Source organism: Streptomyces sp. NPDC021080, from assembly GCF_044333225.1.
Lineage (GTDB): Bacteria > Actinomycetota > Actinomycetes > Streptomycetales > Streptomycetaceae > Streptomyces.
Genome location: NZ_JBIRQM010000009.1, coordinates 219,772 through 244,702, shown reverse-complemented (window position 1 = coordinate 244,702; position 24,931 = coordinate 219,772). Strand labels below are relative to the sequence as shown.

The following is a 24,931-nucleotide window of genomic DNA, read 5'->3' as shown; positions in this document are numbered from 1 at the left end:
GTCGGCCGGGTCTCGGAAGTGGTCCGGGCGCACGGCGCTCAGGACGTCACCGCGCGCACCAGCAGATCCGCGGCCCTCTCCCGCTCCACCATCTCCCGCAGCGGCCCTTGCACGGCCGACAGCTCCGCGAACGCCCCCCGCTGGACCACGCCTCCGCGCGCGAGCACGATCACCTCGTCCACGGCGTCGAGCCCGGCCAGCCGATGCGTGATCAGCAGCGTCGTACGGCCCTTGGTCGCGGCCAGCAGATCGGCCGTGAGCGCGTCGGCCGTCGGCAGGTCGAGGTGTTCCGCCGGTTCGTCGAGGACGAGCACGGGGAAGTCGGCGAGGAGCGCTCGGGCCAGCGCGAGCCGCTGGCGCTGGCCGCCGGACAGCCGTGCTCCGTGTTCTCCGATCAGGGTGTCGAGCCCGTCGGGCAGATCGTCCACCCAGTCGAGGAGCCGGGCTCGACCGAGCGCGTCGCGCAGCGCGGCCTCGGTCGCGTCCTTGCGCGCGAGCAGCAGGTTCTCGCGCACGGTGCTGTCGAAGAGGTGCGCGTCCTGGGCGCACAGCCCGACCAGTCGGCGCACGGCGTCCCCGTCCATCGCGCGGGTGTCCGCCCCACCGAGCGTGTACGTCCCCGCTTCCGGGTCCAGGAACCTCAGCAGCACCTGCGCGAGCGTGGTCTTGCCGGCTCCGGAGGTGCCGACCACGGCGATCCTGCGGCCCTGTTCGAGGGTCAGATCGAGTCCGGCCAGCGCGTCCCGGTCCTGTCCGGCGTGACGGGCCCGGAGCCCGGACACACGGAGCGGGAACGGTGACGCGGGCGCCGGCCGCGGCTGTTCGGGCTCGCGTACGGGATCGGCGGCGTCCAGCACCTCGTACACGCGCTCGGCGCTCTTGCGCACCCTCTGCCGGTACTGGACGGCGAGCGGCAGTCCCATGACGGCTTCGAAGGCGGCGAGCGGGGTGAGGACGACGACGGCCATGAGCACGCCGTGCATGCGTCCCGCGGCGACCGCCTGGGCGCCCACGAGAGCGGTGGCCGCGACGGTGAGCCCGCAGACGAGTGCCGTGAGTCCGTCGCCGAGTGCGGTCGCGGTGGCGGCCCGCGAGGCGATGCCCGTGAGGACCCGGTCGGCCTGTCGCGTCCTGGCGGTACGGGCGGGCAGCGCGCCCGCGACGGTCAGCTCGGCGGTCCCGGTGAGCAGGTCGGTCACCTGGGTCGCCAGCGCGCCGCGGGCGGGAGCCAGCCGTCGCTCGGCGCGGCGCGCCACGGCTCCGGTCACCAGGGGGACTCCGGCGCCGGCCGCCAGGAGGCCGACGGCGAGCACGGCCCCGGCTTCGGGGAGCAGCCAGGCGGTGAATCCGACGGAGGCGGCGGACACCAGGGCCGCGGCTCCGGCGGGCAGCAGCCAGCGCAGCCAGTAGTCCTGCAGGGCGTCCACGTCGGTGACGAGCCGCGAGAGCAGGTCACCGCGCCGGGTGGTGCGCAGCCCGGCGGGCGCGAGCCGCTCCAGCCGCCGGTAGACGGCGACCCGTGTGTCGGCCAGCATCCGCAGGACGGCGTCGTGCGAGACGAGGCGTTCCGCGTACCGGAACACCGCCCGTCCGATGCCGAAGGTCCGGGTGGCCGTCACGGCCACCATCAGATAGAAGACCGGCGGCTGCTGGGAGGCTCGTGAGATGAGCCAGCCGGAGGTCGCCATGAGGCCGACGGCGCTCCCGAGCGCGAGGCTCCCGAGGAGCAGGGCGAGGGAGAGCGGACCGCGTCCGGGAGCCGCCATGGCGCGGACGCGGGCGAGCACTCCGCCCCGGTCCCGGGACACCGCGACGCGCTCTTCCGGGCCCGCCGGGGGCGCGCCTTCCTGATCGGCCCCTCCGGGCGGCTGTGTGCGGGTCGGCTCCGCGGAGCTGCGGGCGCCGGCCTCGGACGCCGGCCGGGGCGCGCCGACGGCAGCGGTGTCGAGGCGTACCACCCGGTCCGCGACGTCGAGCAGGGCGGGCCGGTGGACGACCAGCAGGACGGTCCGTCCCACGGCCAGCCGCCGGACCGCCGCGACGACCTCGGCCTCGGTCTCCCCGTCGAGCGAGGCTGTCGGCTCGTCGAGCAGCAGCACCGGCCGGTCCGCGAGGAACGCCCGTGCGAGTGCCAGGCGTTGCCGCTGGCCGGCCGACAGTCCGGCGCCGTCCTCGCCGAGGACCGTGGCGGCCCCTGCCGGCAGCGCGTCGACGAACCCCGCCGCACCGGCGTCGACGAGTGCCTTGCGCAGCGCGGTGTCGTCGGCGTCGGGCCGTGCCAGCCGTACGTTGTCGGCGATGGATCCGGCGTACAGGTGCGGCCGTTGCGGCACCCAGGCGATGCGCGAGCGCCATTCCGTGAGGTCGGCGTCGGCGAGATCGGCTCCCCCGGCCCGGACATGGCCGGCCGTGGGTTCGACGAAGCCGAGCAGGACGTTCAGCAGCGTCGACTTGCCCACTCCGCTGGGGCCGACGAGGGCGACCGTCTCGCCGGGGCCGACCGTGAAGGAGACGTCCGAGACCGCGTCCGCGGAGCGCCCCGGGTATCGCACGGTCACGCCTTCGAAGGCGATCTCCCCCGCGGGCACCCGCAGCGAACCGGACCCCGGTGCCGGGGTCTCCAGCACCTCGAAGATCGCCTCGGCGGCCGCGAGCCCCTCGGCGGCGGCGTGGTACTGGGCGCCCACCTGCCGCAGCGGCAGATAGGCCTCGGGCGCCAGCACGAGGATGACGAGTCCTGTGTACAGGTCCATCTCGCCGTGGACGAGCCGCATTCCGATGGTCACCGCGACCAGGGCGACCGAGATGGTGGCGAGCAGTTCCAGGGCGAAGGAGGACAGGAAGGCGATCCGGAGCGTCCGCATGGTCGCCTGCCGGTACTCGCCGGTGATCTTCCGGATCGACTCGGCCTGCGCCTTGGCCCGGCCGAACACCTTGAGGGTGGGCAGTCCCGCGACCACGTCCAGGAAGTGTCCGGACAGCCGGGACAGCGTCCGCCACTGGCGGTCCATCTGGCTGCGTGTGGCCCAGCCGATCAGCACCATGAACAAAGGGATGAGCGGCAGGGTGGCGACGATGATCGCCGCCGATACCCAGTCCTCGGTGACGATCCGCGCCAGCACGGCCACCGGCACCACCAGTGCGAGCCCCAGCTGCGGCAGATAGCGCGAGAAGTAGTCGTCGAGCGCGTCGACCCCCCGTGTCGCGAGAGCGACCAGAGAACCCGTCCGCTGACCGCTGAGCCATCCGGGTCCGAGCGACGCGGCCTTCTCCACCAGCCGCCCCCTCAGCTCCGACTTGACCGCGGCACTCGCGCGGTGCGCGGCGAGCTCGGTGAGCCAGGCCACCACGGCGCGACCGAGCGCCACCGCCGTCAACAGCATCAGGGGGATGCGTAGTTCGGCGACGGAGAATCCGTGTTGGAAGGCACCGACCACCACTTCGGCGATGAGCATCGCCTGGGCGATGACCAGGGCCGCTCCGGCGGCGCCCAGCCCCACGATCGCCCCGAGGAAGAGGCGGGTGGCTCGGGCGTACCGCAGCAGGCGCGGATCGATTGGTTTCACGTGAAACACACCTTTGGCCCATCGGGCACGTTTCACGTGAAACATGCCGTTACATCGGATTCAGTGCGACCCGTCCACAGCGATGTGGTGCGTGCCGATGCGCTTGCGGAACACCCAGTAGGTCCAGCTCTGGTAGACCAGAACGATCGGCGTGGCGATCACGGCACACCAGGTCATGATCTTCAGGGTGTAGTGGCTCGACGAGGCGTTGGTGACCGTGAGGCTCCAGTCCGCGTTGAGCGAGGACGGCATGACGTCCGGGAAGAGCGACAGGAAGAGCATCGCGACGGCCGCCACGATGGTGAGCCCCGAGAGGATGAAGGCCCATCCCTCACGCCCTCCGCCGACCATCGCCAGCGCCGCGACGAGGGCGACCACGGCCACGATCAGCGCGGCCAGCGAGGCGCCGTCACCGCTGTCGATCTGGGTCCAGATCAGGAAGGCCAGCGCCAGCACGGCTGTCGCCAGACCGACCTGCAGCGCGAGCGTCCGCGACCGCTCCCGGATGTCCCCCACCGTCTTGAGCCCGACGAACACGGCCCCGTGGAAGGTGAACAGGGTGAGCGTGACCAGACCGCCGAGGATCGAGTACACGTTGAGCAGGTCCCAGAAGTTGCCCACGTACTCGAAGTTCCGGTCGATCTTCACTCCGCGCACGATGTTGGCGAAGGCCACTCCCCACAGGAACGCGGGGATCAGCGAGGTCCAGAAGATCGCCGTCTCCCAGTTGCGCTGCCAGTGCTCCTCGGGGCGCTTGGCCCGGTACTCGAAGGCGACGCCGCGCACGATCAGACAGACCAGGATGATCAGCAGCGGCAGATAGAAGCCGGAGAAGAGGGTGGCGTACCACTCGGGGAAGGCGGCGAAGGTGGCACCGCCGGCCGTGAGCAGCCACACCTCGTTGCCGTCCCACACGGGGCCGATCGTGTTGATCAGCACCCGCTTCTCGGTGCGGTCCCGGGCCAGCAGCTTGGTGAGGATGCCGACTCCGAAGTCGAAACCCTCCAGGAAGAAGTAGCCGATCCAGAGGACCGCGATGAGGACGAACCAGACGTCGTGAAGTTCCATGACTCAGCAGCTCCCTGAGCCTAGTAGGAGAAGGCCATCGGCTTGTCGGCGTCACTGGAGTCGCCGCCGATCCTGGTGGGCGGGTTGAGGTCGGACTCGGTGAGCTCGGGGGGCCCTGCCTTCACGTACTTCGCGAGCAGCTTGACCTCGATGACGGCGAGGATCGCGTAGATCAGCGAGTAGACGGTCAGCGAGGTGATGACCTCGCCCTGGGAGACGGTGGGGGAGACCCCGTACCGGGTCTGCAGAACGCCGTACACGACCCACGGCTGACGGCCCATCTCGGTGAAGATCCAGCCCCAGGAGTTGGCGATCAGCGGGAACGCCAGGGTCCAGATCGCGATGCGCCAGCCCCACTTGGTGAGCTTCGGGCCGAGTGCCTTGTTCTTGAACAGGACCAGATGCGGCACCTCGTCCTCGCCGACCCTCAGGTGCTGCGGCAGCAGGAACTTCTTGCGGGTCAGCCAGAGTCCGCCGATGCCGATCACGAAGGAGGCCATGCCGAAGCCGATCATCCAGCGGAACGCCCAGAAGGTGACCGGGATGATGGGGCGGTAGTCGCCGGGACCGTACTTCTCCTGCTCGGCCTTGTTCGTGTCGTTGATGCCGGGGACGTAGGAGTTGAAGTCGTCGTTGGCGAGGAAGGACAGTATCCCCGGGATCGACAGCTCGACGGTGTTGTGGCCCTTGCTGACGTCTCCGTACGCGAAGATCGAGAAGGGCGCCGATTCCTGGCCGTCCCACAGCGCCTCGGCGGCGGCCATCTTCATCGGCTGCTGCTTGAACATGACCTTGCCGAGGGTGTCGCCGCTGATCGCCGTGAGGAGACCGGCGATGACGACGGTGACGAGGCCGAGCCGCAGCGAGGTCTTCATGACGGCGACGTGCCGCTTGCGGGCCAGGTGGATCGCGGCGATGCCCACCATGAAGGCGCCGCCGGTCAGGAAGGCCGCCGTGAGGGTGTGGAACACCTGGGCGAGCGCGGTGTTCTGGGTCAGCACATGCCAGAAGTCGGTGAGTTCCGCGCGCCCCTTCGCCTTGTTGATCCGGTAGCCGACGGGGTGCTGCATCCACGAGTTGGCCGCGAGGATGAAGTACGCGGACAGCATGGTGCCGATGGAGACCATCCAGATGCAGGCGAGGTGGAGCTTCTTCGGCAGCTTGTCCCAGCCGAAGATCCACAGCCCGATGAAGGTGGACTCGAAGAAGAAGGCCAGCAGGGCCTCGAAGGCGAGCGGGGCGCCGAAGATGTCACCGACGAAGCGTGAGTAGGCGGACCAGTTCATGCCGAACTGGAACTCCTGGACGATGCCGGTGACGACACCCATGGCGATGTTGATCAGGAAGAGCTTGCCCCAGAACTTGGTGGCTCTGAGGTACTTCTGATTCTCCGTTCGCACCCAGGCGGTCTGCAGGCCGGCGACGAGCGCGGCGAGCGAGATCGTCAGGGGGACGAAGAAGAAGTGGTAGACGGTGATAATGCCGAACTGCCATCGCGCCATGGTTTCTGGCGCCAGAGCCAATTCCACGTCGTCAGTCTCCTTACGTCGCCGTGGTCACAGCGGCAGTGTGCCCGCTTTACAACAGACATCACGGGAGCAACAGGACACGCTTGTGAACGCGTTCACATTCACAAGCAATTATGACGCATGCCCGTTCGAGGAACGAGGGGTGGGGGGTCCCAAGCGGGGCCGAAGGGTCCCGACCAGGAGGGACCGGACAGCCCTGGGGCGCACAAGAGGCTCCCGGCCCGCCCGGCCCGGGGTCCATCCGGTCGGCACCCGGGCACGCGGAGGGGCCCCGTACACGCTCGACGCGTACGAGGCCCCTCCGCGGACGTGCGGGCGAACTCCCCCACGGAAAACGGACTGGCGCGCTCCGGTGGGCAGTTGGTTCGCCGGGCGCCTACAGCCCCTTGGGGAAGCCCTCGGTCGCCTTCAGGAAGATGTCGTTCGCCTCGGTCTCACCGATGGTGACACGGACGCCCTCGCCGGCGAACGGACGCACGACGACACCGGCCTGCTCGCAGTGCGCGGCGAAGTCGAGGGTGCGCTCCCCCAGCCGCAGCCACACGAAGTTGGCCTGCGTCTCGGGCACCGTCCAGCCCTGGGCGCGCAGGGCGTCGACCACCCGGGTGCGCTCGGAGACCAGGGAGCCGACCCGGCCGAGCAGTTCGTCCTCGGCCCGCAGGCTCGCCACCGCGGCGTCCTGGGCCAGCTGGCTCACGCCGAACGGCACCGCCGTCTTGCGCAGCGCGGCCGCCACCGGCTCGTGAGCGATCGCGAAGCCGACCCGCAGGCCGGCCAACCCGTACGCCTTGGAGAAGGTGCGCAGCACACAGACGTTGGGCCGGTCACGGTAGATCTCCACACCGTCCGGCACCTCGACGTCACGGATGAACTCGCGGTACGCCTCGTCCAGGACGACCAGCACATCGCTCGGCACCCGGTCCAGGAACCGCTCCAGCTCGGCCCGGCGGACCACGGTGCCGGTCGGGTTGTTCGGGTTGCAGAGGAAAATCAGCCGGGTGCGGTCCGTGATGGCGTCGGCCATCGCGTCCAGGTCGTGCACCTCGCCCGGGGTCAGCGGCACCTGCACCGAGGTCGCCCCGCTGATCTGCGTGATGATCGGGTACGCCTCGAAGGACCGCCAGGCGTAGATGACCTCGTCACCGGGACCGCTCGTGGCCTGCAGCAGCTGCTGCGCGACGCCGACCGAGCCGGTGCCCGTCGCCAGGTGGGAGACGGGGACGCCGAAACGGTCCGCCAGCTCGTTCATCAGCCCGGTGCACGCCATGTCAGGGTAACGGTTGAACGAGCCGGTCGCCGCGGCCAGGCTGTCGAGGACACCGGGCAGCGGCGGATACGGGTTCTCGTTGGAGGACAGCTTGTACGCCACAGCGCCGGCGGCGGCGGGCTTGCCGGGCTTGTAGGTGGGGATCCCCGCCAGCTCAGCACGCAGCTTGGGGTTCGTGTCGCTCACCGCAGTCCTCCTCGTGACCACCAGCGGCTCATGACCACCACCGGCTACCAATGCTTCTCACCTTATGAGGATTCCGCGCCGGTGCGAATGGCCTGTGGACAACCGGACACCACCTCGTGTCCGACAGACACCCCCCTCGCGTGCGGCCCGGTGATCATCGGCGGACGCCGGAGACGCCGGACCCGGCCGTCGGCACGGCGCACTCCGGCCGCCGGCACAGCGCGCCCCGGCCGCCGGCACGGCACGCCCCGGCGGCCGCCCTCGTACGAAGTCGTACGAAAAGGGGGCGCGTCGACGGCTACCACATGCGCCGGTGGCTCACGCCGTGGCGCGCATCCCTCGTACAGGTGAGTTGAGACCTCTTCGAGACATCGCCGACTTGGCAGGCCCGCACGCGCCGACAAGTCACGTATTGGGATGAGATCGCTCAACTACCTTCACTTCAAAGAGAGTTACAGCATGTCGATCATGCAGAAACGTGCCTGTCAACGCGTGCATATGCGTCCGCACTACCCCACCGTATGAGCCCTACTATCGGCTCGCCATGACAGCAGCAGGGAAGCACCAGGTGAGCCGGGCGGAGACCTCCCGCCGAGGCGGTCGGCCGGGCAGGGCGGGCATCAGAGACGTGGCCGCGGCAGCAGGGGTCTCCATCACAACCGTGTCCGATGCCCTCAACGGCAAGGGACGACTCCCGGACGCCACCCGGCGTCACGTCCGCGAAGTCGCCGACCGGCTGGGCTATCGCCCCTCGGCCGCGGCCCGAACCCTCCGCACCGGCAAGTCCGGCCTGATCGGCCTGACCGTGACCACGTACGGGGATGAACCTTTCACCTTCACCGAGTTCGCGTACTTCGCCGAGATGGCCAGAGCCGCCACCTCGGCCGCGCTGGCCCGGGGATACGCCTTGGTCATCCTCCCCGCGACCTCCCGCCACGACGTGTGGTCGAACGTCGCCCTGGACGGGACCGTGGTCATCGACCCGTCCGACCAGGACCCGGTCGTCAGCGAGCTGGTCCGCCAGGGGCTGCCGGTCGTCTCCGACGGCCGGCCCGTGGGATCGCTCCCGGTCACCGCCTGGGTGGACAACGACCACGAGGCCGCGGTCCTCGGCATCCTGGACCACCTGGCGGACGCGGGCGCCCGCCGCATCGGCCTCCTCACCGGCACCACCACGGACACGTACACCCGCCTCTCCACCACCGCATACCTGCGCTGGTGCGAGCGCGTGGGCCAGGACCCGGTGTACGAGGCCTATCCGGCGCACGATCCGTGCGCCGGAGCCGTGGCCGCCGACCGGCTCCTCGCCCGGCCCGACCGCCCGGACGCCGTCTACGGCCTCTTCGACCCGAACGGCACCGACCTGCTGGCCGCCGCCCGCCGCTACGGTCTGCGCGTACCCGACGACCTGCTCCTGGTCTGCTGCAGCGAGTCGAACGTCTACGCCAGCACCGAGCCGCCCGTCACGACCCTCTCCCTCAAACCGCGCAGAATCGGCACGGCTGTCGTCCAGCTGCTGATCGACGCCATCGAAGGGGTCGAATCGGACCAACCGGTCGAGCAGGTGATACCGACGGAGCTGATCGTGCGGACCTCGTCGCAGCGCCGGTCGCCGCGGACGACCGTCAGTCCGCCCCGATCACCCGAGCAGGGCTGACACCCGACAGGACAAGGGCGGGGCGAGCCCCGCCCAATTCGGGCGAAAGCCGCGGTGAACTGGGCTCCTGTTCCGATTCACCACCCCTGGGTCATCACATGGCGCGATCCGCATTCCTATGATGGGCGGACGACACCGCGGGCCGCTGCGACCAGGCAGTCCGAACCGGTGCAGATGCGGCGCGATGGTGGTGGAGGGGTCGATGACTCAGGGGGCCGGTCAGGGACCCGAGGTGGTGCGGACGGCGACGTTGCGCGACTTCCGAGTACCCGGGTACGTCCATGAGACCGGTCCGTATGCGCAGAACACGCCTCAGGGCGAGGGCGCAGGACCCGTCGGGGAGACTGCGCGGTACGTGCCGGGCGAGTCGAACCCGTACATGTCCGGAGAGTCTCCGGCGGAGTTCCCGGGCGAGTTCTCCGAGGGGTACACGCCCACGCAGCGCGATCTGCCGGTCATCAACCGGGGCGACACCCAGCAGGTCGTCGTCGACCCCTCGGGGGCCCCGTCCCCGGCGCCCGGCGCGGGGCCCGGACCGCTGTACGTCGTCGGGGACGTGCACGGCTACCTCGACCAGCTCATCGCCGCGCTCCAGGCCAAGGGCCTCGTCGACGCCGCCGGAAACTGGTCGGCCGGTACGGCGCGCCTGTGGTTCCTCGGCGACTTCACCGACCGCGGCCCGGACGGCATCGGCGTGATCGACCTCGTGATGCGGCTGTCCGCCGAGGCGGCCGCGGCCGGCGGCTACTGCAAGGCGCTCATGGGCAACCACGAGTTGCTGCTGCTCGGCGCCAAACGGTTCGGCGACACGCCCGTCAGCTCCGGCGCCGGCACCGCGACCTTCCAGGCCGCCTGGCTGCTCAACGGCGGCCAGAAGACGGACATGGACCGCCTCCAGGACCACCACCTGCAGTGGATGGCCCGCCTCGACGCCATGGAACTGGTCGACGGACACCTTCTGGTGCACTCCGACACCACCGCCTACCTCGACTACGGCGACTCCATCGAAGCGGTCAACGACACCGTCCGCGAGACCCTCACCCGCAACGACGCGGAGGACTGCTGGGACCTCTTCCGCAAGTTCACCCGGCGCTTCGCCTTCCGCGACGACGGCGCCGCGGCGGTCCACGAACTGCTCGACGCCTACGGCGGCGCCCGCATCGTCCACGGTCACAGCCCCATCCCGTACCTCCTGGGCGAGGTGGGCCCGGAGGACGGCGAGGCCGGATCGGGCCCCGTGATCGAAGGACCGCACGTCTACGCCGACGGGCTGGCCATCGCGATGGACGGCGGGGTGACCATGGCCGGAAAGCTGCTGGTCCAACAACTTCCCCTGGATATCTGAGCGTTCACCGGGCAGGCGTCCGGCGGGCACGGCACACCGGACGGGGGGCCAATTTCTGGAAACCCCCTGTCACGGCGTGCCGTCACCGCTCTACCATCGGCTTATCCGTAGCAGGCTCCCCTCCGTTTCTGCCCGACGGCTCGTCAGCGTGCGAGCCACCAGCCCTACGGAGCATCGGGGGATGCAGATGAACAGCGTTCCGCAGCACCTGCTGAGCGAGGACCGCCAGGAATACGAGCGGATCCTCGATGAGGCGCTGCGCTCCGCACCACACCGCCCGGAACTCGCCGCTGTCGGCCAGCGGCTCAACCTCGAACAACTGCGCACGATGGCGCTCAACGCCACGGCCCTCATCACGACGGCCGCGTCGGACGAGTACGCGCACTATGTGAAGGTCCGCAGCGAACTGCGCCGCCCGGCGCGGTCCGTCCCGGCCATGAGCGAGGAAACCGGCTCCGCGGAGCCGGGCACGCCCTCGATGGGCCTCGCCACCACCGTGGGGGAGGTCACCGAGGCCGCCGGAGCCGGCGCGGTCGCCGTCGTCGCGGTGCTCGCCCCCGTCCTCGCCGGGACGGCGGCGGCGATATTCCTGCTCGTGGGCTATGTCCTGAGGATGCTCGATCCCGAGCCGACCATCGCCAGAACCCTGCTGACCACCGGCTGGGTCTTCGGCGCGGTCACGGCGGCCGCCATCCTGGTCGCCGCGGCCGGTCTGCTGCTGACCGCCCTGCGCAACAGCTCCTCCTCCCTCCAGGCCGGAGCGGGCGACGAGCTGACCGAACAGGTCACCCGGGCCAAGGAAGCCTGGCACGACGCCCTGCTGGAGCGCGGCATCCTGCCGTTCCTCCGGGAAGCCCTCGCGGACCCGGGCTCGGCGGCGCTGAACCGCCCCGCACCGGCCCCCAGCCGCATACCCCACCTCGGGTACGGCCGGCCGGGGTTCAGCAGCCCCGAGGACGGACCCGCGGCAGGCCCGCGCCCGAGCTTCTCCAGCCCGGACTTCACCAGCCCGGACTTCGGGGGGCCTGAACACCAGCCCGAGTGACCCGGCCGGCCGACGGCCGGGTTCGCGGCAGGAGGGGGCCCGCGCGAGTGCGCGGGCCCGTGCACGGCCCCCGGTGCGGCCTCGTACGGCCGCTCCAGGGTGTCCTGCCGGCGCCCTGCGGACGTCGTCCGCCGTCTTCCTCAGAGCTGTCGTGTGCTGTGTGCTGTGTGCTGTGTGCTGTGTCAGATGATGCCCAGCCGCCGTGCCTCCTTCGTCCACGACGGGAACTCGGACAGCAGTCGGTCGTAGAGCTCCGGATCCGGTACGGCACCGATGTCGTCCACCGCGAAGAAGCCCACGTTGTCGACGCGTCGGCCCGGCAGTGTGTCGAACTGCTCCAGAACGCCGTAGTTGGAGCGCCCCAGTCCCACGAACTGCCAGAAGACCGGCTCCTCCACCGCCTCCCGCAGCTCCTTCTCGATCTCCTTGTTGCGGTAGACGCCGCCGTCGGAGAAGAAGAGCACCAGCGTGGGATCGTCGACCGGGTGATCGCGGACATACGCCCGTACCTCGGCGATCACCTTCTGTTCCTCGTTCTGGATGCCGACCGCCCGCATGTCCACCTGTCCCGGCAGCAGTCCCTTCTTCGGCTTCTTCCGCCGGAACAGGGTCAGTTCACCGACCCGGACATGGCGCTCCAGCCACTCCGGAAGATCACCCAGGACGAGGTCCGGCAGCCGGGCCGGGTTCGACGCGAAGGTCCATGCCTGCATCTCCCCGTCGTCGTCCAGCTGGGCCGCCACCGCGGCCATCCGCTCCACCACGTCGGCCACGACGCCCTTGGAGTACAGGAACGACATCGACCCGGAGGCGTCCAGGACCAGGATGACGCGGGCCCTGACACCTACGGCCCCGTGCTTGCGCAGACTGACCGCCACCTGTTCCTTGCGCAAGGAGAGCCGCTTGCGCATGTCCACCGGCAACCGCTCCTCCCCCTTGACGAGACGAGGAGCCGAGCCGGGGGGTGAGGGTGGCAGGGGCGCCGACGGTGCTGGGGGCACGGGCCCGGGCGGAGGTGCCGGTACCGAGGGGGGTACCGGGGGTACCGAGGGGGATACCGAGGGGCGTGCCGGGGGTGCCGACGGGACGGCTCCGCCTGCCAGGTTCCTCGCGTCCGTTCCCCCGGCAGTGCCGGGCTCCTCGTCCACGCTGATCCCGAAGTCGGTGGCCAGGCCCGCGAGTCCGGAGGCGTAGCCCTGGCCCACCGCACGGAACTTCCACCGGCCGCCCCGCAGATACAGCTCGCCTCCGATGAAGGCCGTCTCCGTCGTCGCCTCCATGTCGAAGAACGCCAGCTCTTCCCCGCTTCCGGCATCGAACAGCCTCAGTCTCAGACCCGACAACTGGCCGAAGGTGCCCCCGTCCGCGGAGGCGCCCAGGACGACCCGCTGGATCTCCGACTCCAAGGCCTGCAGATCCACCTCGACGGTGTCCGTCGTCCCGTCGCCCTCCCGCTGCTTGCCCGAGTGGCGCACGGCGCCGGAGGCGTGCCTGGGCTGGTTGTAGAAGACGAAGTCACCGTCGTCGCGCACCCGCCCGTCCTGGCGGAGCAGCAGGGCCGAGGCGTCGGCGTCCGGTGCTCCGGGGCCTCCGGACCAGCCGAGTACGACCCGCACCTGCCGCGCGGCAACGGGAAGGTTGGCGCCCTTGCTCATCGATGTCGGTGTCATGCGTCCAGTCTCCCCGGAGAAGCCCCTGGTGGATCCGACCGGTACGCCTGCACGGGGGAAGGGCCGGCCGCGTCCGTCGCGGCCCGTACGAAGGCACGCAGCCGTTCGGTGGTGTTGCCCTCCATCCACACCAGCCCCCGTTCGATCGGCTGTGCGTCGTGAAGGGGTACGTAGGCGACGTCGGGCCGGGGGTAGTACTGCCGCGAGTGCTCCCCGACCGGGAGGACGCCCCTGCCCATCGCGACCAGCGTCAGCATCTCGGAGAACGACCCGCCCACCGGGCCCTTCGGAACGGGCCGGCCCGAGGGGGTGCGGTCCGGTGTGCGGTCCCGTTTGAACCCTGCCGAGGTCACCTGCGGGTACTGCACGACAGGGTGTTCCGCGAGCACCTCGACGGACAGCCGTTCCTCACCGGCCAGCGGATGGCCGGCCGCGACGGCCAGCACCCGTCTCTCCCGCAGCAGAGCGGGCCCGCAGGCCATTCCGTCGAAGGGGAAGGAGGCGAGCAGCACGTCGATCGAACCGTCCAGCAGACTCGCCCGGGAGTTGGACAGCTGGACCTCCCGCACGTCGACCCGGCATTCGGGGTGCCGCTCGCCGAACAGGGCGACCGCCTTGAGGAGCGCGGGTGCCGTCCACTCGCCGAGGAAGGCGGCCCGCAGCTCTCCGGTGATCCCCCGGCCGGCGTCGGCCGCTCTTCGCAGGGCCGCTTCCATCCCGGCGACCAGGGGCGCCAGATCGGCCGCCAGCTGCCGGCCGATCGGGGTGAGCCGGACCGAACGGCTGGTGCGTTCGAAGAGCGGTCCGCCGACTCTGCGCTCCAGCGTCCTGATCACCTGACTGACCCTCCCGGTCGTGATCCGCAGCCGTGTGGCGGTCCGGCCGAAGTGCAGTTCCTCGGCCAGCGTCAGAAAGGCCTCGGTCTCCAGTCGCTCCAGCATGAATCCCCCGGCGTTAAATCTGGCTCAACAGTCGTGTAGCGATCTTGCCTTGATGGCATCCGTCCCGCGGCGGATCGTAGAGGCGTCCACCGGGCTTCGGGAAAAGAACCGAGCCCGGCCGTGCCGACGAGATCGACCCGCCCTGTCCAGCGCGTGGCTCCGCCACGCCGTCGCCCTGGAGACGACATGACCACCCTGCGCGTGAAGGCCTTCGACCACCTGGTCCTCAACGTCGAGGACGTCGAGCGGTCCCTGGAGTTCTACATCGGCCTTCTCGGCCTGGAACCCGTACGCGTCGACGCGTGGCGGCGCGGCCAGGCCCCGTTCCCGTCGGTGAGGGTCACCGCGGAAACCATCATCGACCTGGTCGCCCATGCCCCTGAGGGGTCCAACGTCGACCACATCTGTCTCACCGTGGAACCGCTGGACTGGGACCAGGTCATCGCGTCGGGATCCTTCACCGTGCTCGAGGGGCCGGTGAAACGCTTCGGTGCGCGGGGCAGCGCCACCTCGGTCTACGTCCAGGACCCGGACGGCAACACCGTCGAGCTGCGCTGGTACCCCGAGGACGTCACACCGTGAGCCTGCCGAGGACGCGGTCCGGGGGCACCCCCGGACCGCGTCCTCGTGGAGCGGCTCAGTCGGCCAGCGGCAGGTACACGCGGTTGCCCGCCTCCGCGAACTCCCGGGACTTCTGCAGCATGCCCGCGGAGATCTCCTCGGCCGAGGCTCCCTCGGCCACGTCACCGCCGAACCGTTCGTTGATGTTCTGGCTGATCTTCATCGAGCAGAACTTCGGCCCGCACATGGAACAGAAGTGGGCCGTCTTGGCGGGCTCGGCCGGCAGCGTCCGGTCGTGGAACTCCCGCGCCGTGTCCGGATCGAGGGCCAGGTTGAACTGGTCCTCCCACCGGAACTCGAAGCGGGCGTCGGAGAGCGCGTCGTCCCATTCCTGCGCACCCGGGTGCCCCTTGGCGAGGTCGGCGGCATGGGCCGCGATCTTGTAGGTGATGACGCCGGTCTTGACGTCGTCACGGTCGGGCAGGCCCAGGTGCTCCTTGGGCGTGACGTAGCAGAGCATGGCCGTGCCCCACCAGGCGATCATCGCGGCACCGATGCCGGAGGTGATGTGGTCGTACGCCGGCGCGACGTCCGTCGTCAGCGGGCCGAGGGTATAGAACGGAGCTTCATCACAGATCTCCTGCTGAAGGTCGATGTTCTCCTTGATCTTGTGCATCGGGACGTGCCCCGGGCCTTCGATCATCGTCTGTACCTGAAAACGCTTCGCGACCTTGTTGAGTTCCCCGAGCGTCCTCAACTCCGCGAACTGCGCGGCGTCGTTGGCGTCCGCGATGGAACCCGGCCGCAGCCCGTCGCCGAGCGAGTAGGTGACGTCGTACGCGGCGAGGATCTCGCAGAGCTCCTCGAAGTTCTCGTACAGGAACGACTCCTTGTGGTGCGCGAGGCACCAGGCGGCCATGATCGAGCCGCCGCGCGAGACGATGCCGGTCTTGCGGTTCGCGGTGAGCGGCACATACGCCAGGCGCACCCCCGCGTGGACCGTCATGTAGTCCACGCCCTGCTCGGCCTGCTCGATGACGGTGTCCTTGTAGATCTCCCAGGTCAGTTCCTCGGCACGACCGTCGACCTTCTCCAGTGCCTGATAGAGCGGCACGGTGCCGATGGGTACGGGGGAGTTGCGCAGCACCCATTCCCGCGTGGTGTGGATGTTGCGCCCGGTGGACAGGTCCATGACCGTGTCGGCGCCCCAGCGGGTCGCCCAGGTCATCTTCTCGACCTCCTCCTCGATGGAGGAAGTGACCGCGGAATTGCCGATGTTGGCGTTGACCTTCACGAGGAACCGCTTGCCGATGATCATCGGCTCGATCTCCGGATGGTTGACGTTCACGGGCAGGACCGCCCGGCCTGCGGCGATCTCCTCCCGTACGACCTCGGGATCGACGTTCTCCCGGACCGCCACGAACTCCATCTCGGGCGTGATCTCACCGCGCCGCGCGTAGGCGAGCTGGGTGACCGCCTGTCCGGGGCGCCCCCGGCGCGGCTGGCGCGGCCGGCCGGGGAAGACCGCGTCGAGGTTGCGCAGTCCTCCACGCGGGGACGTGTGCTTGATCCCGTCGTCCTCGGGACGGACAGGGCGGCCCGTGTACTCCTCGGTGTCCCCACGGGCGATGATCCAGCTCTCGCGCAGCGGCGCCAGCCCCCGGCGCACATCGGTGTCGATCGTCGGATCGGTGTACGGGCCGGAGGTGTCGTACAGCGTCACGGACTGCCCGTTGGTGAGGTGCACCTGGCGGACCGGCACCCGCAGATCGGGGCGCGTACCCCCGACATAGGCCTTGTGCCAGCCGATGGACTTTCCGTCCCCGCCGTTCGCGAACGGCGGGGAAGCCCCGTCCGTCCGGCTGGAGGCAGGCGTGCGTACATCCTTGTCGGTCATGAGACCTACTCCCTACGCCGGCATTACCCGGTAACAGGTTCAGCGGTCGACGCAGCGGCTTCCGATCGCCGATGTTTCATGTGAAACATCGCGAAGACGGAGGTCAGCGCCCTCTCAGCCCGGTGCTCCGAGCTCCCGCGTGTGCAAAGGTGCCTCCACGCTAGCGTCATGTCTGGCGCGGTGAACAGGGGGCCCTTGACGTTCTTGCGATGATCGGGCGGTGACGACGACCCGGCAGCACCCGTTCCCCTCGTCCGAGCCACCGCGGCGCCCCGGCTCCGACGGCGGCCGCGGGCATGGCTCCGGCCACGGCCCTGGACATGAGCACGAGCACGGGCACGGGCACGGGCACGGGCATGGACCGGGCAGTGATCACCTCGGCTTCGACGACGGGCACGGGCCGGGTCCCCGGCGCGGGCGCGACGAGCCCGCGAGCGGTGGGCACGGACATTCCCACAGCCACGGTCCCGCCGCGCCGGTCTCCAAGCATCTGCGCAAGGTCATCGCCGCGGTACTGATCCCCTTCGCGGCCGCGGTCGCGGTGGGTCTCGTGGTGCTGTGGCCCGGCGGCGCTCCTGCCCACGAGCGCACCGGTGTCGGCTTCGACCGGCAGACCCAGCAGGCGACGGTCACGAAGATCGACCAGGTGGACTGCAAGTCCGTCAACGCCTCCTCGGGGTCCGCGACGGCCGCCGGCTCCGCCGCCGGGGGTTCCTCCGCCCGGCGCGGGACGACGGGGGAATGCAAGAAGGCGACGGTCCGGATCGACACCGGAAAGGACAAGGGCCGCACCTTCACCGAGATCGTTCAGCCTGATCAGTCACGGCAGTTGCACCAGAGCGAGAAGGTCGTCGTCGCGTACGAGCCCTCCGCCCCCAAGGACCTGCAGTACTCGGTGACGGACGCCAACCGGAAGCTGCCCCTGACGCTGCTCTCCGTGATCTTCGCGGTGGTCGTCGTGGTGATCGGCCGCATGCGCGGTGTCATGGCACTGGTCGCCCTGGCCATCAGCTTCCTGATCCTCAACTTCTTCATCCTGCCCGCGATCCTGCAGGGCTCGAACCCGCTGCTGGTGGCCGTTGTCGGGTCCAGCGCGATCATGCTGATCGCGCTCTACATGTGTCACGGTCTGTCGGCCCGTACCTCCGTGGCGGTGGTCGGCACCCTGCTCTCGCTGGTGCTGATCGGCCTCCTCGGCTCGGTCTTCATCGACTGGGCCGTACTGACCGGCAACACCGACGACAGCACCGGCCTGATCCACGGTCTGTACCCGTCCATCGACATGAGCGGCCTCCTGCTGGCCGGCGTCATCATCGGTTCGCTGGGTGTCCTGGACGACGTGACGGTGACGCAGACGTCCGCTGTCTGGGAACTGCACGAGGCGAACCCCACGATGGGCCGGCGCGGTCTGTACCGCGCGGGCATCCGGATCGGCCGCGACCACATCGCGTCGGTCGTCAACACGCTCGTCCTGGCCTACGCGGGCGCCGCACTGCCGCTGCTGCTGCTCTTCTCGATCGCGCAGAGCAGCGTGGGCACGGTCGCCAACAGCGAACTGGTCGCCGAGGAGATCGTGCGCACGCTGGTCGGGTCGATCGGTCTGGTCGCCGCGGTGCCGGTGACGACCGCGCTGGCCGCCCTGGTGGTCGCCGCGGACCGCGTGGGCGGCACGGCCGTCCCCGCTCAGCCCGCGGCCGCCGGGACGCCGGCCCGGAGCGGGAAGGGACGTCGCCGCAAGCACTGACCCGTCCCGCAGAAACCTTGAAACCGTCCTGCACCGGCGGCCCTTGTGAGGAAGCGTTACTCCGCTCCCGGCCGCCGAGGCTTCAGCCCGCGCTCTGCTCCTCCGTGAGAATGCGGTCGAGCACGGCGTCGAGGGACGTGTCGAAACCCTCGAGGGAGCGTTCCTGCCCGAGCGGAACGAGCCGGTCCGTCCGGTCGAGGAACGCGACGAGCGGCGCGGTCCCGGACCGGAACAGCGCGTGATCGCCGCCGACCTGAAGCCGGATCAGCACCTCGCCGAGCGCCTCCGGTTCGGCCGGAGCGATGTGCACATCGCCGTCACCACAGGGCCTGCCCACCCCGTCGATCAGCAGTTCTCGCCCGAACACCCAGGTCACAGGCGCGTCGCCGGGCAAGTGGAAGGTCAGCCGCACGGCATACGGATCACAGGTCTCGTAGCGCAGCTCGACAGGAATGCGAAAGGAGAGCTCCTCGGACACGAGGAAGCTCATCATGACCTCTGCCTGTACCGACTCGCGCATCGCCTACCCCGTCGTTTGCCGTCGACTGGCCAGGAGTCGTCCCACCTGACACTGCTGGAAATATTGCTCAACGTACATGTCGCATTACAAGGAGTGAGTTTTCAGATACTGATAGAGATGGCGAGTGTTGTTAGCAGTCCGCCGACCTCGCTCTGCAGCCTCCGCGCCACGGGCATCAGCCGCTCACCCTGGTGGGACGGGAGGGAGAAGGCCACCGCCGCGGCCGAACTGCCCGCGGTGACCGGGATCGCGGCACAGACCGTGCCCAGCGCGTACTCCTGCCGCTCGATCACCGGCTCCATCCGCCCCGTCCGTTCCAGGCGCCTCAGCAGACGGTCCTTGTCACGCACCGTGTACGGGGTGAGCGACCGCACCGGGTAGCGGTCGAGGTGGTCACGCCGGGACTTGTCGTCCAGCTGGGCCAGCAGACACTGGCCGACCGCATGGGCGTGCCCGGTCTCGCGGAAGTCGGCCCACTCCTGGACCGCGGGGTTCGCGAGCGTGTCGGCGACATGCATGACCTCGATCTCGCCCTCGCGGTAGACCGCGTAGTACACGGGGGCCCCGATCGCGTCGCGCCAGTGCGCGAGCATGTCCCGCATGGTGCTGCGACGTTTCTGCCGGGCTCCGCTGCCGCTCAGCCGCTCCGTGGCCTCGCCGAGGAAGAACAGCCCTCCGTCACGGCGCAGGTAGCCCTCGTGGACGAGGGTGCGCAGCAGGTGGTAGGCCGTCGGCAACGCCAGTCCCGCCTCCCGGGCGAGTTGCTTGGCGGGGGCGCCCCGGTCGCGCGAGGCGACGGCCTCCAGCAGACGCATCGCGCGCTGGACCGAGCCGATCAACGTGGTGGTGTGGGAGTCCAGGGGAGCGGCTTCCGGCTCCGTGGAAGGGGCGTGAGCGGGTCGCGCCGTCCCCGTGACCGGTGACGGCGTACCGCGCGTCAGCGGCGGCCTGGTGTGCCCGGTGAGCCTTTCCGCCGGCGCGGCGCGCCGGGCGGGTGCCTGCCCTGTCGGAGTGCCGGGCGGCGCCGGCTCCCTGGGCGGGGCCGGCGAAGTGTGCGGAAGGGGTTGCTCCCCCGGCGAGGTGCGCGGCTGGGCCGGTGGAACGCGTGCCGCCGCGGGCGTGCCCGGCCGCCGGAAGGGAGGAGCGACGGATGGTGCGGGTGCGGTGTCGACCGTGGCCAAGGGGCACTCCGAAGAGCGAGGAGGACCGCCCGTGCGGGGAAACACGGGAGGGAGCTGTGCGCTGCCCGCGGGATGGGCCCCGCGGGTTCCGGACTCTAACGGCCCGTCACCGCCCATATGCGGCCTCACCGGAAAACTTCCCCCGGCCGAGGGAACCTTGGGTTCCCTTTCCCTCTTCGCCGTTACCTGCCGCTCACCCTCTCGCGCCTCACCAGTCGCTGCGCGAGGAGGAACCCGACATGAACTTCCGCACGATGAAGATCAGTCCGCCGACCAGCGCGACGAAGACGAGCAGCTTGAAGAGCAGGCCGATGACGAACCCGACGACGCTCGCTATCAGACCGCCGAACACCACCAGGGCGATGACGGGTACCGCGACCCACTTCACCCACCACGGCATACCGCTGAAGATCTCCTGCATCGTCCTGTCCTTACCTCTCCTCGCCCGTGGCCCCGACGCCGGGACGCTGATTCCGGGTTCTGTGATGTCTCGCATCCGATGCTAGGCCGGAAAGGGGGCCGTGCGGTGGCCTCGCACCCCTTGTCCTCCCCTGACCGTCCCCCTAGGGAACCCTGAGACGCCGGATCAGCTCTCGGGCGGAGAGAACATCACCAGGACCCGCAGATCCTCCGTGATGTGGTGGAACTTGTGGGCGACCCCGGCGGGCACGTAGACGACGCTGCCCCGGGCCACCTGAGTGGTCTCCAGGCCGACGGTGATCGACGCCCGCCCGCTGGCCACGAAGTACACCTCGTCCTGGGCGTGCGGCTTCTGCGGGTCGAGGGCGCCCGCGTCGAGCGCGTACAGCCCGACCGACATGTTCCGTTCCCGCAGGAACTGCAGATAGGCGCCGTCGTTGGCGGCGCGTTCCGCCTCCAGTTCATCCAGCCGGAATGCCTTCATCGCCCTCGTCCGCTCTTGTGCACCACAGGCTGTTTCCACAGCCTCTTCTGGCCAGTCGATCTCTCTGCCACGATCAGACACATGAAGAATTTCGTAGTCAAGACGCTCGCCAACGCGGGGGCCCTGGCCGTCGCCGTCTGGCTGCTCGACAAGATCACCCTGACGGGTGACAGCACGGGCAAGGAGATAGGCACGCTCCTCCTGGTCGCGCTGGTCTTCGGACTGGTGAACTTCCTGGTCAAGCCGATCGTGAAGGTACTGACCTTCCCGCTCTTCATCCTCACCCTCGGCCTGGTCACCCTCGTGGTGAACGCCTTGATGCTGCTGCTCACCTCGTGGCTCGCCGACAAACTCGACCTGAGCTTCCATGTGGAGGGCTTCTGGACCGCCGTCCTGGGCGGCCTGATCATTTCCGTCGTCTCCTGGGCGCTCAACGTCGTGCTGCCCGACGGCGACTGACAACGACCGAGAGGGTTCCATGACCTACCGCGTCTGCTTCGTCTGCACCGGCAACATCTGCCGCTCGCCGATGGCCGAGTCCGTCTTCCGCGCCCACGTGGCGCGGGCCGGACTCGGCGAGCTCGTCGAGGTCGACAGCGCGGGTACGGACGGCTGGCACGAGGGCGACGGAGCCGACGAGCGCACCGTCGCCGTGCTGGAGGCGGCCGGCTACGAGAGCGACCACGCGGCCCGCCGGTTCCAGGCCTCGTGGTTCTCCCGTCTCGATCTCGTCATCGCCCTCGACACCGGCCACCTCAGGGCCCTGCGCCGCCTCGCGAACGGCGCCGAGGACGCCGGGAAGGTCCGGCTGCTGCGTTCCTACGACCCCGCCGCGGGCGACGACCTGGACGTCCCCGATCCGTACTACGGACACCTGGACGGCTTCGAGGAATGTCTTGAGATGGTGGAGGCGGCGAGCCCTGGGCTGCTCGCCGCGGTACGAGAGCATCTGGAAGGACGAGCGGCATGACGTCAGGGGATTTCGGCACGGCGGACGACAAGGGCACCGGCCCGGGAGAGGACGGGGGCACCCGGGCGAGCGTGCCGGGCGACGGCACGCGGGCGGTACGCGCCGGGCTGCCCGAGCCCGTCAAGTACGAGCCGACCCTTCCCGGCCCGGTCTTCGCCGCGCACTTCCATCTGCCCGGTGAGCCCACCGGCCCCTACACCTACGGCCGCGACGAGAACCCGACCTGGACTCTCCTGGAGCGCGCCATCGGCGAACTGGAGGCTCCCGGACAGGAGTCCGCCGAAACGCTCTCCTTCCCCTCCGGCATGGCCGCCATCTCCGCGGTGCTCTTCTCGCAGCTGCGGGCCGGCGACATCGTCGTCCTGCCCGAGGACGGCTATCAGGTGCTGCCGCTCGTGCGCGAGCAGCTGACCGCGTTCGGCGTCGAGGTGCGCACCGCCCCCACCGCCGGCGATGCCCAGCTGGAGGTGCTGGAGGGCGCGAAGCTGCTGTGGATCGAGACGCCGTCCAACCCGGGTCTCGACGTCTGCGACCTGCGGCGCCTCGTGGCCGCCGCGCATGCGCAGGGCACCCTCGTCGCGGTGGACAACACGCTGGCCACCCCGCTCGGACAGCGTCCGCTGGAACTGGGCGCCGACTTCTCCGTGGCCAGCGGCACCAAGATGCTCACCGGACACGGCGACATCCTCCTCGGGTACGTCACCGGCAGGAACGCCGCTCTGATGGCTCCCGTACGACGCTGGCGCAAGGTGGTCGGCGCCATTCCCGGGCCCATGGAGGCCTGGCTGGCCCACCGGTCGCTCGCCACGCTCCAGCTGAGGGCGGACCGGCAGACCGCCACCGCGAAGACCGTCGCCGAGGTCCTGCGGGACCGGCCCGAGGTGACGGGGCTGCGCTACCCGGGTCTGCCCGACGACCCCTCGTACAAGATCGCCTCGCAGCAGATGCGCCGCTTCGGCTGCGTCGTCTCCTTCACGCTGCCCTCGCGTGAGCGTGCGGAGCGTTTCCTCGACGCGCTGTGTCTGGTGGACGACGCCACCAGCTTCGGCGGGGTGCGGTCCACGGCCGAGCGGCGCGGCCGGTGGGGCGGCGACGCCGTGCCGGAGGGCTTCATCCGCTTCTCCGCCGGGGCCGAGGATCCCGAGGACCTGGTGACGGACATTCTGCGGGCCCTCGACGCGTCCGCGCGGTAGGGCGTCCGCCGCCGCGAAACCCATGCCCCGTACGTACGACGGACGGTCCGAGCCTCCCCCCTCGTGGCTCGGACCGTCCCGGTTCTGCGCGCGAAGAACCGCGCGAACAAGGCTAGTTGACTCTGTGTCAGTGTCCAATCACGGTAGCGACAGCGACCTATCGACTTATTTATAGTTGGGGCTCGCGCGGGGGTGCTGAAAGGGGAGAGCACCATGGACTTGGCCTTGCTGCGCACGTTCGTCACTGTGCACCGGGCCGGTTCCTTCACTCGTGCCGCCGCATTGCTCGGCCTGTCCCAGCCGGCCGTCACCTCGCAGATCCGCACGCTGGAGCGCCAGTTGGGGCGGCCCTTGTTCCTGCGTCAGGCGCGCGGGGTGACACCCACGACCATGGGCGACGAACTCGCCCACAAGGCGGCGCCGCATCTCGACGCACTCGTGGAGATCGCGGAGACCGGTCTCGACGACGACTCTTCCCTTCGCACGCTGCATCTCGCGGGACCGCCCGAGTTCACCGCGGAACGCGCCTTGCCCGCGCTCATGGAACTGACCGGCGGCGACGGCCAGGGCTTCGCACTGCGCGCCTCCTTCGGCAACGCGGAGGAGACGATGGAGGGGCTCGCCGCCGGGCATCACGATCTGGCCATGACGACGGCCCAGCCACGGGGTGCGCTCCTCACCGCGACTCCGCTCTGCGACGAAGAACATGTCCTGGTCGCCGCTCCGCGCTGGGCCGCCGAGATCGGTGCGGGAAAACTCCGCCGCAAGGGCGCCCACGCCCTGGAGGGCTTCCCCGTCGTCGAGGTCCACGAGTCGCTGCCGCTCGTCGCCCGCTACTGGGCCTCGGTCTTCGACTGCCGCCCCGCCGCGTCCGGCACGGTGATCGTCCCGGATCTCCGGGCGGTCCTCGCCTGCGCCTCCGCGGGCGCGGGCCTCGCCGTCCTGCCCAAATATCTCTGCTCAGACGCCATCGACCGGGGAGACGTCGTGGCACTCCTCGATCCCGCGGTCCCCCCGCTGCGTACGTACTTCTTGGTCGTGCGGACCGGAACACTGGCGATGCCACACATCGCCCGAGCGCACGAATGGCTGCTGCGGGCGGCCTCCGACTGGAGCTGAGTCGGGGCTTTCACGCGAAATCGCGGCCGCGCGATGTTTCACGTGGAACCAGCCGGGCCACATTTCTCCCATGACCGTCCGACCCGTGGTCAAGCGCACCGCACGTGCCGTCCTGCTCGACGGTGACGACCTGATCTTGATCAAGCGCACCAAGCCCGGCATCGATCCCTACTGGCTCACACCGGGTGGCGGGGTCGAACCGGAGGACACGACTGTCGTCGAAGCACTCCATCGTGAGGTGCACGAGGAACTCGGCGCCAAGATCGTCGATGTGGTGCCCTGCTTCGTCGACACCGTCGAGCACATCGGCGACGACGGCGGCGCGACCGGCGTGAAGGTCCAGCACTTCTTCGTCTGCCGGCTGGAGTCCATGGACCCGTCCCTGCGGCACGGTCCCGAGATCGACGAGCCCACCGGTGAATACGAGATCGTCCGCGTCCCGTTCACCCGGGTCGGTATCGCCTCCGTGCACCTCGTGCCCCTGTCGCTGAGGCACTATCTCGACGGAAACATCGAAGGCGTGCGGGCCATGCACGCACCCGACCTGGGCTGAACCACGGAGGAGCCG

The 24,931-nt window shown here is 69.8% G+C and carries 21 protein-coding genes and 1 riboswitch; of the genes, 10 read left to right on the top strand and 11 right to left on the bottom strand.

What is annotated here, in order from left to right:
* Positions 1-38: 38 nt before the first annotated feature.
* The 4 genes from cydD to hisC all read right to left on the bottom strand — a co-directional run bounded on the left by cydD (position 39) and on the right by hisC (position 7,616).
* Positions 39-3,566 (bottom strand): thiol reductant ABC exporter subunit CydD, encoded by a 3,528-nt coding sequence (cydD, locus tag ACH4S8_RS23640; protein WP_398397104.1) that lies wholly within the window; start codon positions 3,564-3,566, stop codon positions 39-41.
* A 60-nt stretch (positions 3,567-3,626) separates the two neighbouring features.
* A complete protein-coding gene (cydB, locus tag ACH4S8_RS23635) occupies positions 3,627-4,634 on the bottom strand; it encodes a cytochrome d ubiquinol oxidase subunit II (protein ID WP_398397102.1) in 1,008 nt (335 codons plus the stop codon).
* 20 nt (positions 4,635-4,654) lie between these two features.
* Positions 4,655-6,163, bottom strand: a complete 1,509-nt coding sequence (locus tag ACH4S8_RS23630) for a cytochrome ubiquinol oxidase subunit I (protein ID WP_398397100.1) — start codon at positions 6,161-6,163, stop codon at positions 4,655-4,657.
* A gap of 376 nt (positions 6,164-6,539) precedes the next feature.
* Positions 6,540-7,616 (bottom strand): histidinol-phosphate transaminase, encoded by a 1,077-nt coding sequence (gene hisC, locus ACH4S8_RS23625; protein ID WP_398397098.1) that lies wholly within the window; start codon positions 7,614-7,616, stop codon positions 6,540-6,542.
* 544 nt (positions 7,617-8,160) lie between these two features.
* Here hisC and ACH4S8_RS23620 point away from each other — a divergent pair.
* The 3 genes from ACH4S8_RS23620 (at position 8,161) to ACH4S8_RS23610 (ending at position 11,663) form a co-directional block, all read left to right on the top strand.
* Positions 8,161-9,273 (top strand): LacI family DNA-binding transcriptional regulator, encoded by a 1,113-nt coding sequence (locus tag ACH4S8_RS23620; protein WP_382783169.1) that lies wholly within the window; start codon positions 8,161-8,163, stop codon positions 9,271-9,273.
* Positions 9,274-9,475: 202 nt separating this feature from the next.
* A complete protein-coding gene (locus ACH4S8_RS23615) occupies positions 9,476-10,618 on the top strand; it encodes a metallophosphoesterase (protein WP_398397095.1) in 1,143 nt (380 codons plus the stop codon).
* 181 nt (positions 10,619-10,799) lie between these two features.
* A complete protein-coding gene (locus tag ACH4S8_RS23610) occupies positions 10,800-11,663 on the top strand; it encodes a hypothetical protein (RefSeq protein WP_398397093.1) in 864 nt (287 codons plus the stop codon).
* 182 nt (positions 11,664-11,845) lie between these two features.
* Here the strand turns inward: ACH4S8_RS23610 and ACH4S8_RS23605 are convergent, their stop codons facing one another.
* Both ACH4S8_RS23605 and ACH4S8_RS23600 read right to left on the bottom strand, forming a co-directional pair.
* Positions 11,846-13,333 (bottom strand): VWA domain-containing protein, encoded by a 1,488-nt coding sequence (locus tag ACH4S8_RS23605; protein ID WP_398397091.1) that lies wholly within the window; start codon positions 13,331-13,333, stop codon positions 11,846-11,848.
* A complete protein-coding gene (locus ACH4S8_RS23600; protein ID WP_398397088.1) occupies positions 13,330-14,274 on the bottom strand; it encodes a LysR family transcriptional regulator in 945 nt (314 codons plus the stop codon). Before ACH4S8_RS23600 ends, ACH4S8_RS23605 begins: the two co-directional genes overlap by 4 nt.
* Before the next feature lie 186 nt (positions 14,275-14,460).
* Between ACH4S8_RS23600 and ACH4S8_RS23595 the strand changes: the two genes are divergently transcribed.
* A complete protein-coding gene (locus tag ACH4S8_RS23595) occupies positions 14,461-14,856 on the top strand; it encodes a VOC family protein (protein ID WP_398397086.1) in 396 nt (131 codons plus the stop codon).
* 55 nt (positions 14,857-14,911) lie between these two features.
* Here the strand turns inward: ACH4S8_RS23595 and thiC are convergent, their stop codons facing one another.
* Positions 14,912-16,732, bottom strand: a complete 1,821-nt coding sequence (thiC, locus tag ACH4S8_RS23590; RefSeq protein WP_398397084.1) for a phosphomethylpyrimidine synthase ThiC — start codon at positions 16,730-16,732, stop codon at positions 14,912-14,914.
* Positions 16,725-16,881: riboswitch (TPP riboswitch) on the bottom strand. It overlaps the preceding gene by 8 nt.
* A gap of 71 nt (positions 16,882-16,952) precedes the next feature.
* Here thiC and ACH4S8_RS23585 point away from each other — a divergent pair.
* The gene (locus tag ACH4S8_RS23585) at positions 16,953-18,476 is read left to right on the top strand and encodes a YibE/F family protein (RefSeq protein ID WP_398397082.1); all 1,524 of its coding nucleotides are present in this window, start codon (positions 16,953-16,955) and stop codon (positions 18,474-18,476) included.
* Between the two features lie 82 nt (positions 18,477-18,558).
* Here ACH4S8_RS23585 and ACH4S8_RS23580 read toward each other — a convergent pair whose 3' ends face one another.
* The 4 genes from ACH4S8_RS23580 to ACH4S8_RS23565 all read right to left on the bottom strand — a co-directional run bounded on the left by ACH4S8_RS23580 (position 18,559) and on the right by ACH4S8_RS23565 (position 21,081).
* A complete protein-coding gene (locus tag ACH4S8_RS23580) occupies positions 18,559-18,996 on the bottom strand; it encodes an SsgA family sporulation/cell division regulator (protein ID WP_398397080.1) in 438 nt (145 codons plus the stop codon).
* Positions 18,997-19,097: 101 nt separating this feature from the next.
* Positions 19,098-19,856 (bottom strand): IclR family transcriptional regulator, encoded by a 759-nt coding sequence (locus ACH4S8_RS23575; protein WP_398397366.1) that lies wholly within the window; start codon positions 19,854-19,856, stop codon positions 19,098-19,100.
* Between the two features lie 529 nt (positions 19,857-20,385).
* On the bottom strand, positions 20,386-20,598 hold the full coding sequence (locus ACH4S8_RS23570) for a DUF5326 family protein (RefSeq protein WP_326786791.1): 213 nt from the start codon (positions 20,596-20,598) through the stop codon (positions 20,386-20,388).
* Positions 20,599-20,763: 165 nt separating this feature from the next.
* Positions 20,764-21,081, bottom strand: a complete 318-nt coding sequence (locus ACH4S8_RS23565) for a cupin domain-containing protein (protein ID WP_398397078.1) — start codon at positions 21,079-21,081, stop codon at positions 20,764-20,766.
* A gap of 81 nt (positions 21,082-21,162) precedes the next feature.
* On the opposite strand from ACH4S8_RS23565, the gene ACH4S8_RS23560 reads away from it, so the two are divergent.
* From ACH4S8_RS23560 to ACH4S8_RS23540, 5 genes are all read left to right on the top strand, one after another.
* Complete coding sequence (locus tag ACH4S8_RS23560; RefSeq protein ID WP_398397076.1) at positions 21,163-21,540, top strand: phage holin family protein; 378 nt, start codon at positions 21,163-21,165, stop codon at positions 21,538-21,540.
* 19 nt (positions 21,541-21,559) lie between these two features.
* On the top strand, positions 21,560-22,051 hold the full coding sequence (locus tag ACH4S8_RS23555; protein ID WP_398397073.1) for a low molecular weight protein-tyrosine-phosphatase: 492 nt from the start codon (positions 21,560-21,562) through the stop codon (positions 22,049-22,051).
* A complete protein-coding gene (locus ACH4S8_RS23550) occupies positions 22,048-23,244 on the top strand; it encodes a cystathionine gamma-lyase (protein WP_398397071.1) in 1,197 nt (398 codons plus the stop codon). Before ACH4S8_RS23555 ends, ACH4S8_RS23550 begins: the two co-directional genes overlap by 4 nt.
* Before the next feature lie 213 nt (positions 23,245-23,457).
* On the top strand, positions 23,458-24,363 hold the full coding sequence (locus ACH4S8_RS23545; RefSeq protein WP_398397069.1) for a LysR family transcriptional regulator: 906 nt from the start codon (positions 23,458-23,460) through the stop codon (positions 24,361-24,363).
* 70 nt (positions 24,364-24,433) lie between these two features.
* Positions 24,434-24,916, top strand: coding sequence for an NUDIX domain-containing protein (locus tag ACH4S8_RS23540; RefSeq protein WP_398397067.1), 483 nt, complete (start codon positions 24,434-24,436; stop codon positions 24,914-24,916).
* Positions 24,917-24,931 lie beyond the last annotated feature (15 nt).

Excerpts from the sequence above, each read along its gene's own strand:
- cydB (WP_398397102.1), bottom strand. The coding sequence starts at position 4,634 with ATGGAACTTCACGACGTCTGGTTCGTCCTCATCGCGGTCCTCTGGATC.
- ACH4S8_RS23620 (WP_382783169.1), top strand. The coding sequence starts at position 8,161 with ATGACAGCAGCAGGGAAGCACCAGGTGAGCCGGGCGGAGACCTCCCGC.
- ACH4S8_RS23615 (WP_398397095.1), top strand. The coding sequence starts at position 9,476 with ATGACTCAGGGGGCCGGTCAGGGACCCGAGGTGGTGCGGACGGCGACG.
- ACH4S8_RS23610 (WP_398397093.1), top strand. The coding sequence starts at position 10,800 with ATGCAGATGAACAGCGTTCCGCAGCACCTGCTGAGCGAGGACCGCCAG.
- ACH4S8_RS23605 (WP_398397091.1), bottom strand. The coding sequence starts at position 13,333 with ATGACACCGACATCGATGAGCAAGGGCGCCAACCTTCCCGTTGCCGCG.
- ACH4S8_RS23600 (WP_398397088.1), bottom strand. The coding sequence starts at position 14,274 with ATGCTGGAGCGACTGGAGACCGAGGCCTTTCTGACGCTGGCCGAGGAA.
- ACH4S8_RS23595 (WP_398397086.1), top strand. The coding sequence starts at position 14,461 with ATGACCACCCTGCGCGTGAAGGCCTTCGACCACCTGGTCCTCAACGTC.
- thiC (WP_398397084.1), bottom strand. The coding sequence starts at position 16,732 with ATGACCGACAAGGATGTACGCACGCCTGCCTCCAGCCGGACGGACGGG.
- ACH4S8_RS23580 (WP_398397080.1), bottom strand. The coding sequence starts at position 18,996 with ATGCGCGAGTCGGTACAGGCAGAGGTCATGATGAGCTTCCTCGTGTCC.
- ACH4S8_RS23570 (WP_326786791.1), bottom strand. The coding sequence starts at position 20,598 with ATGCAGGAGATCTTCAGCGGTATGCCGTGGTGGGTGAAGTGGGTCGCG.
- ACH4S8_RS23565 (WP_398397078.1), bottom strand. The coding sequence starts at position 21,081 with ATGAAGGCATTCCGGCTGGATGAACTGGAGGCGGAACGCGCCGCCAAC.
- ACH4S8_RS23560 (WP_398397076.1), top strand. The coding sequence starts at position 21,163 with ATGAAGAATTTCGTAGTCAAGACGCTCGCCAACGCGGGGGCCCTGGCC.
- ACH4S8_RS23555 (WP_398397073.1), top strand. The coding sequence starts at position 21,560 with ATGACCTACCGCGTCTGCTTCGTCTGCACCGGCAACATCTGCCGCTCG.
- ACH4S8_RS23550 (WP_398397071.1), top strand. The coding sequence starts at position 22,048 with ATGACGTCAGGGGATTTCGGCACGGCGGACGACAAGGGCACCGGCCCG.
- ACH4S8_RS23545 (WP_398397069.1), top strand. The coding sequence starts at position 23,458 with ATGGACTTGGCCTTGCTGCGCACGTTCGTCACTGTGCACCGGGCCGGT.
- ACH4S8_RS23540 (WP_398397067.1), top strand. The coding sequence starts at position 24,434 with ATGACCGTCCGACCCGTGGTCAAGCGCACCGCACGTGCCGTCCTGCTC.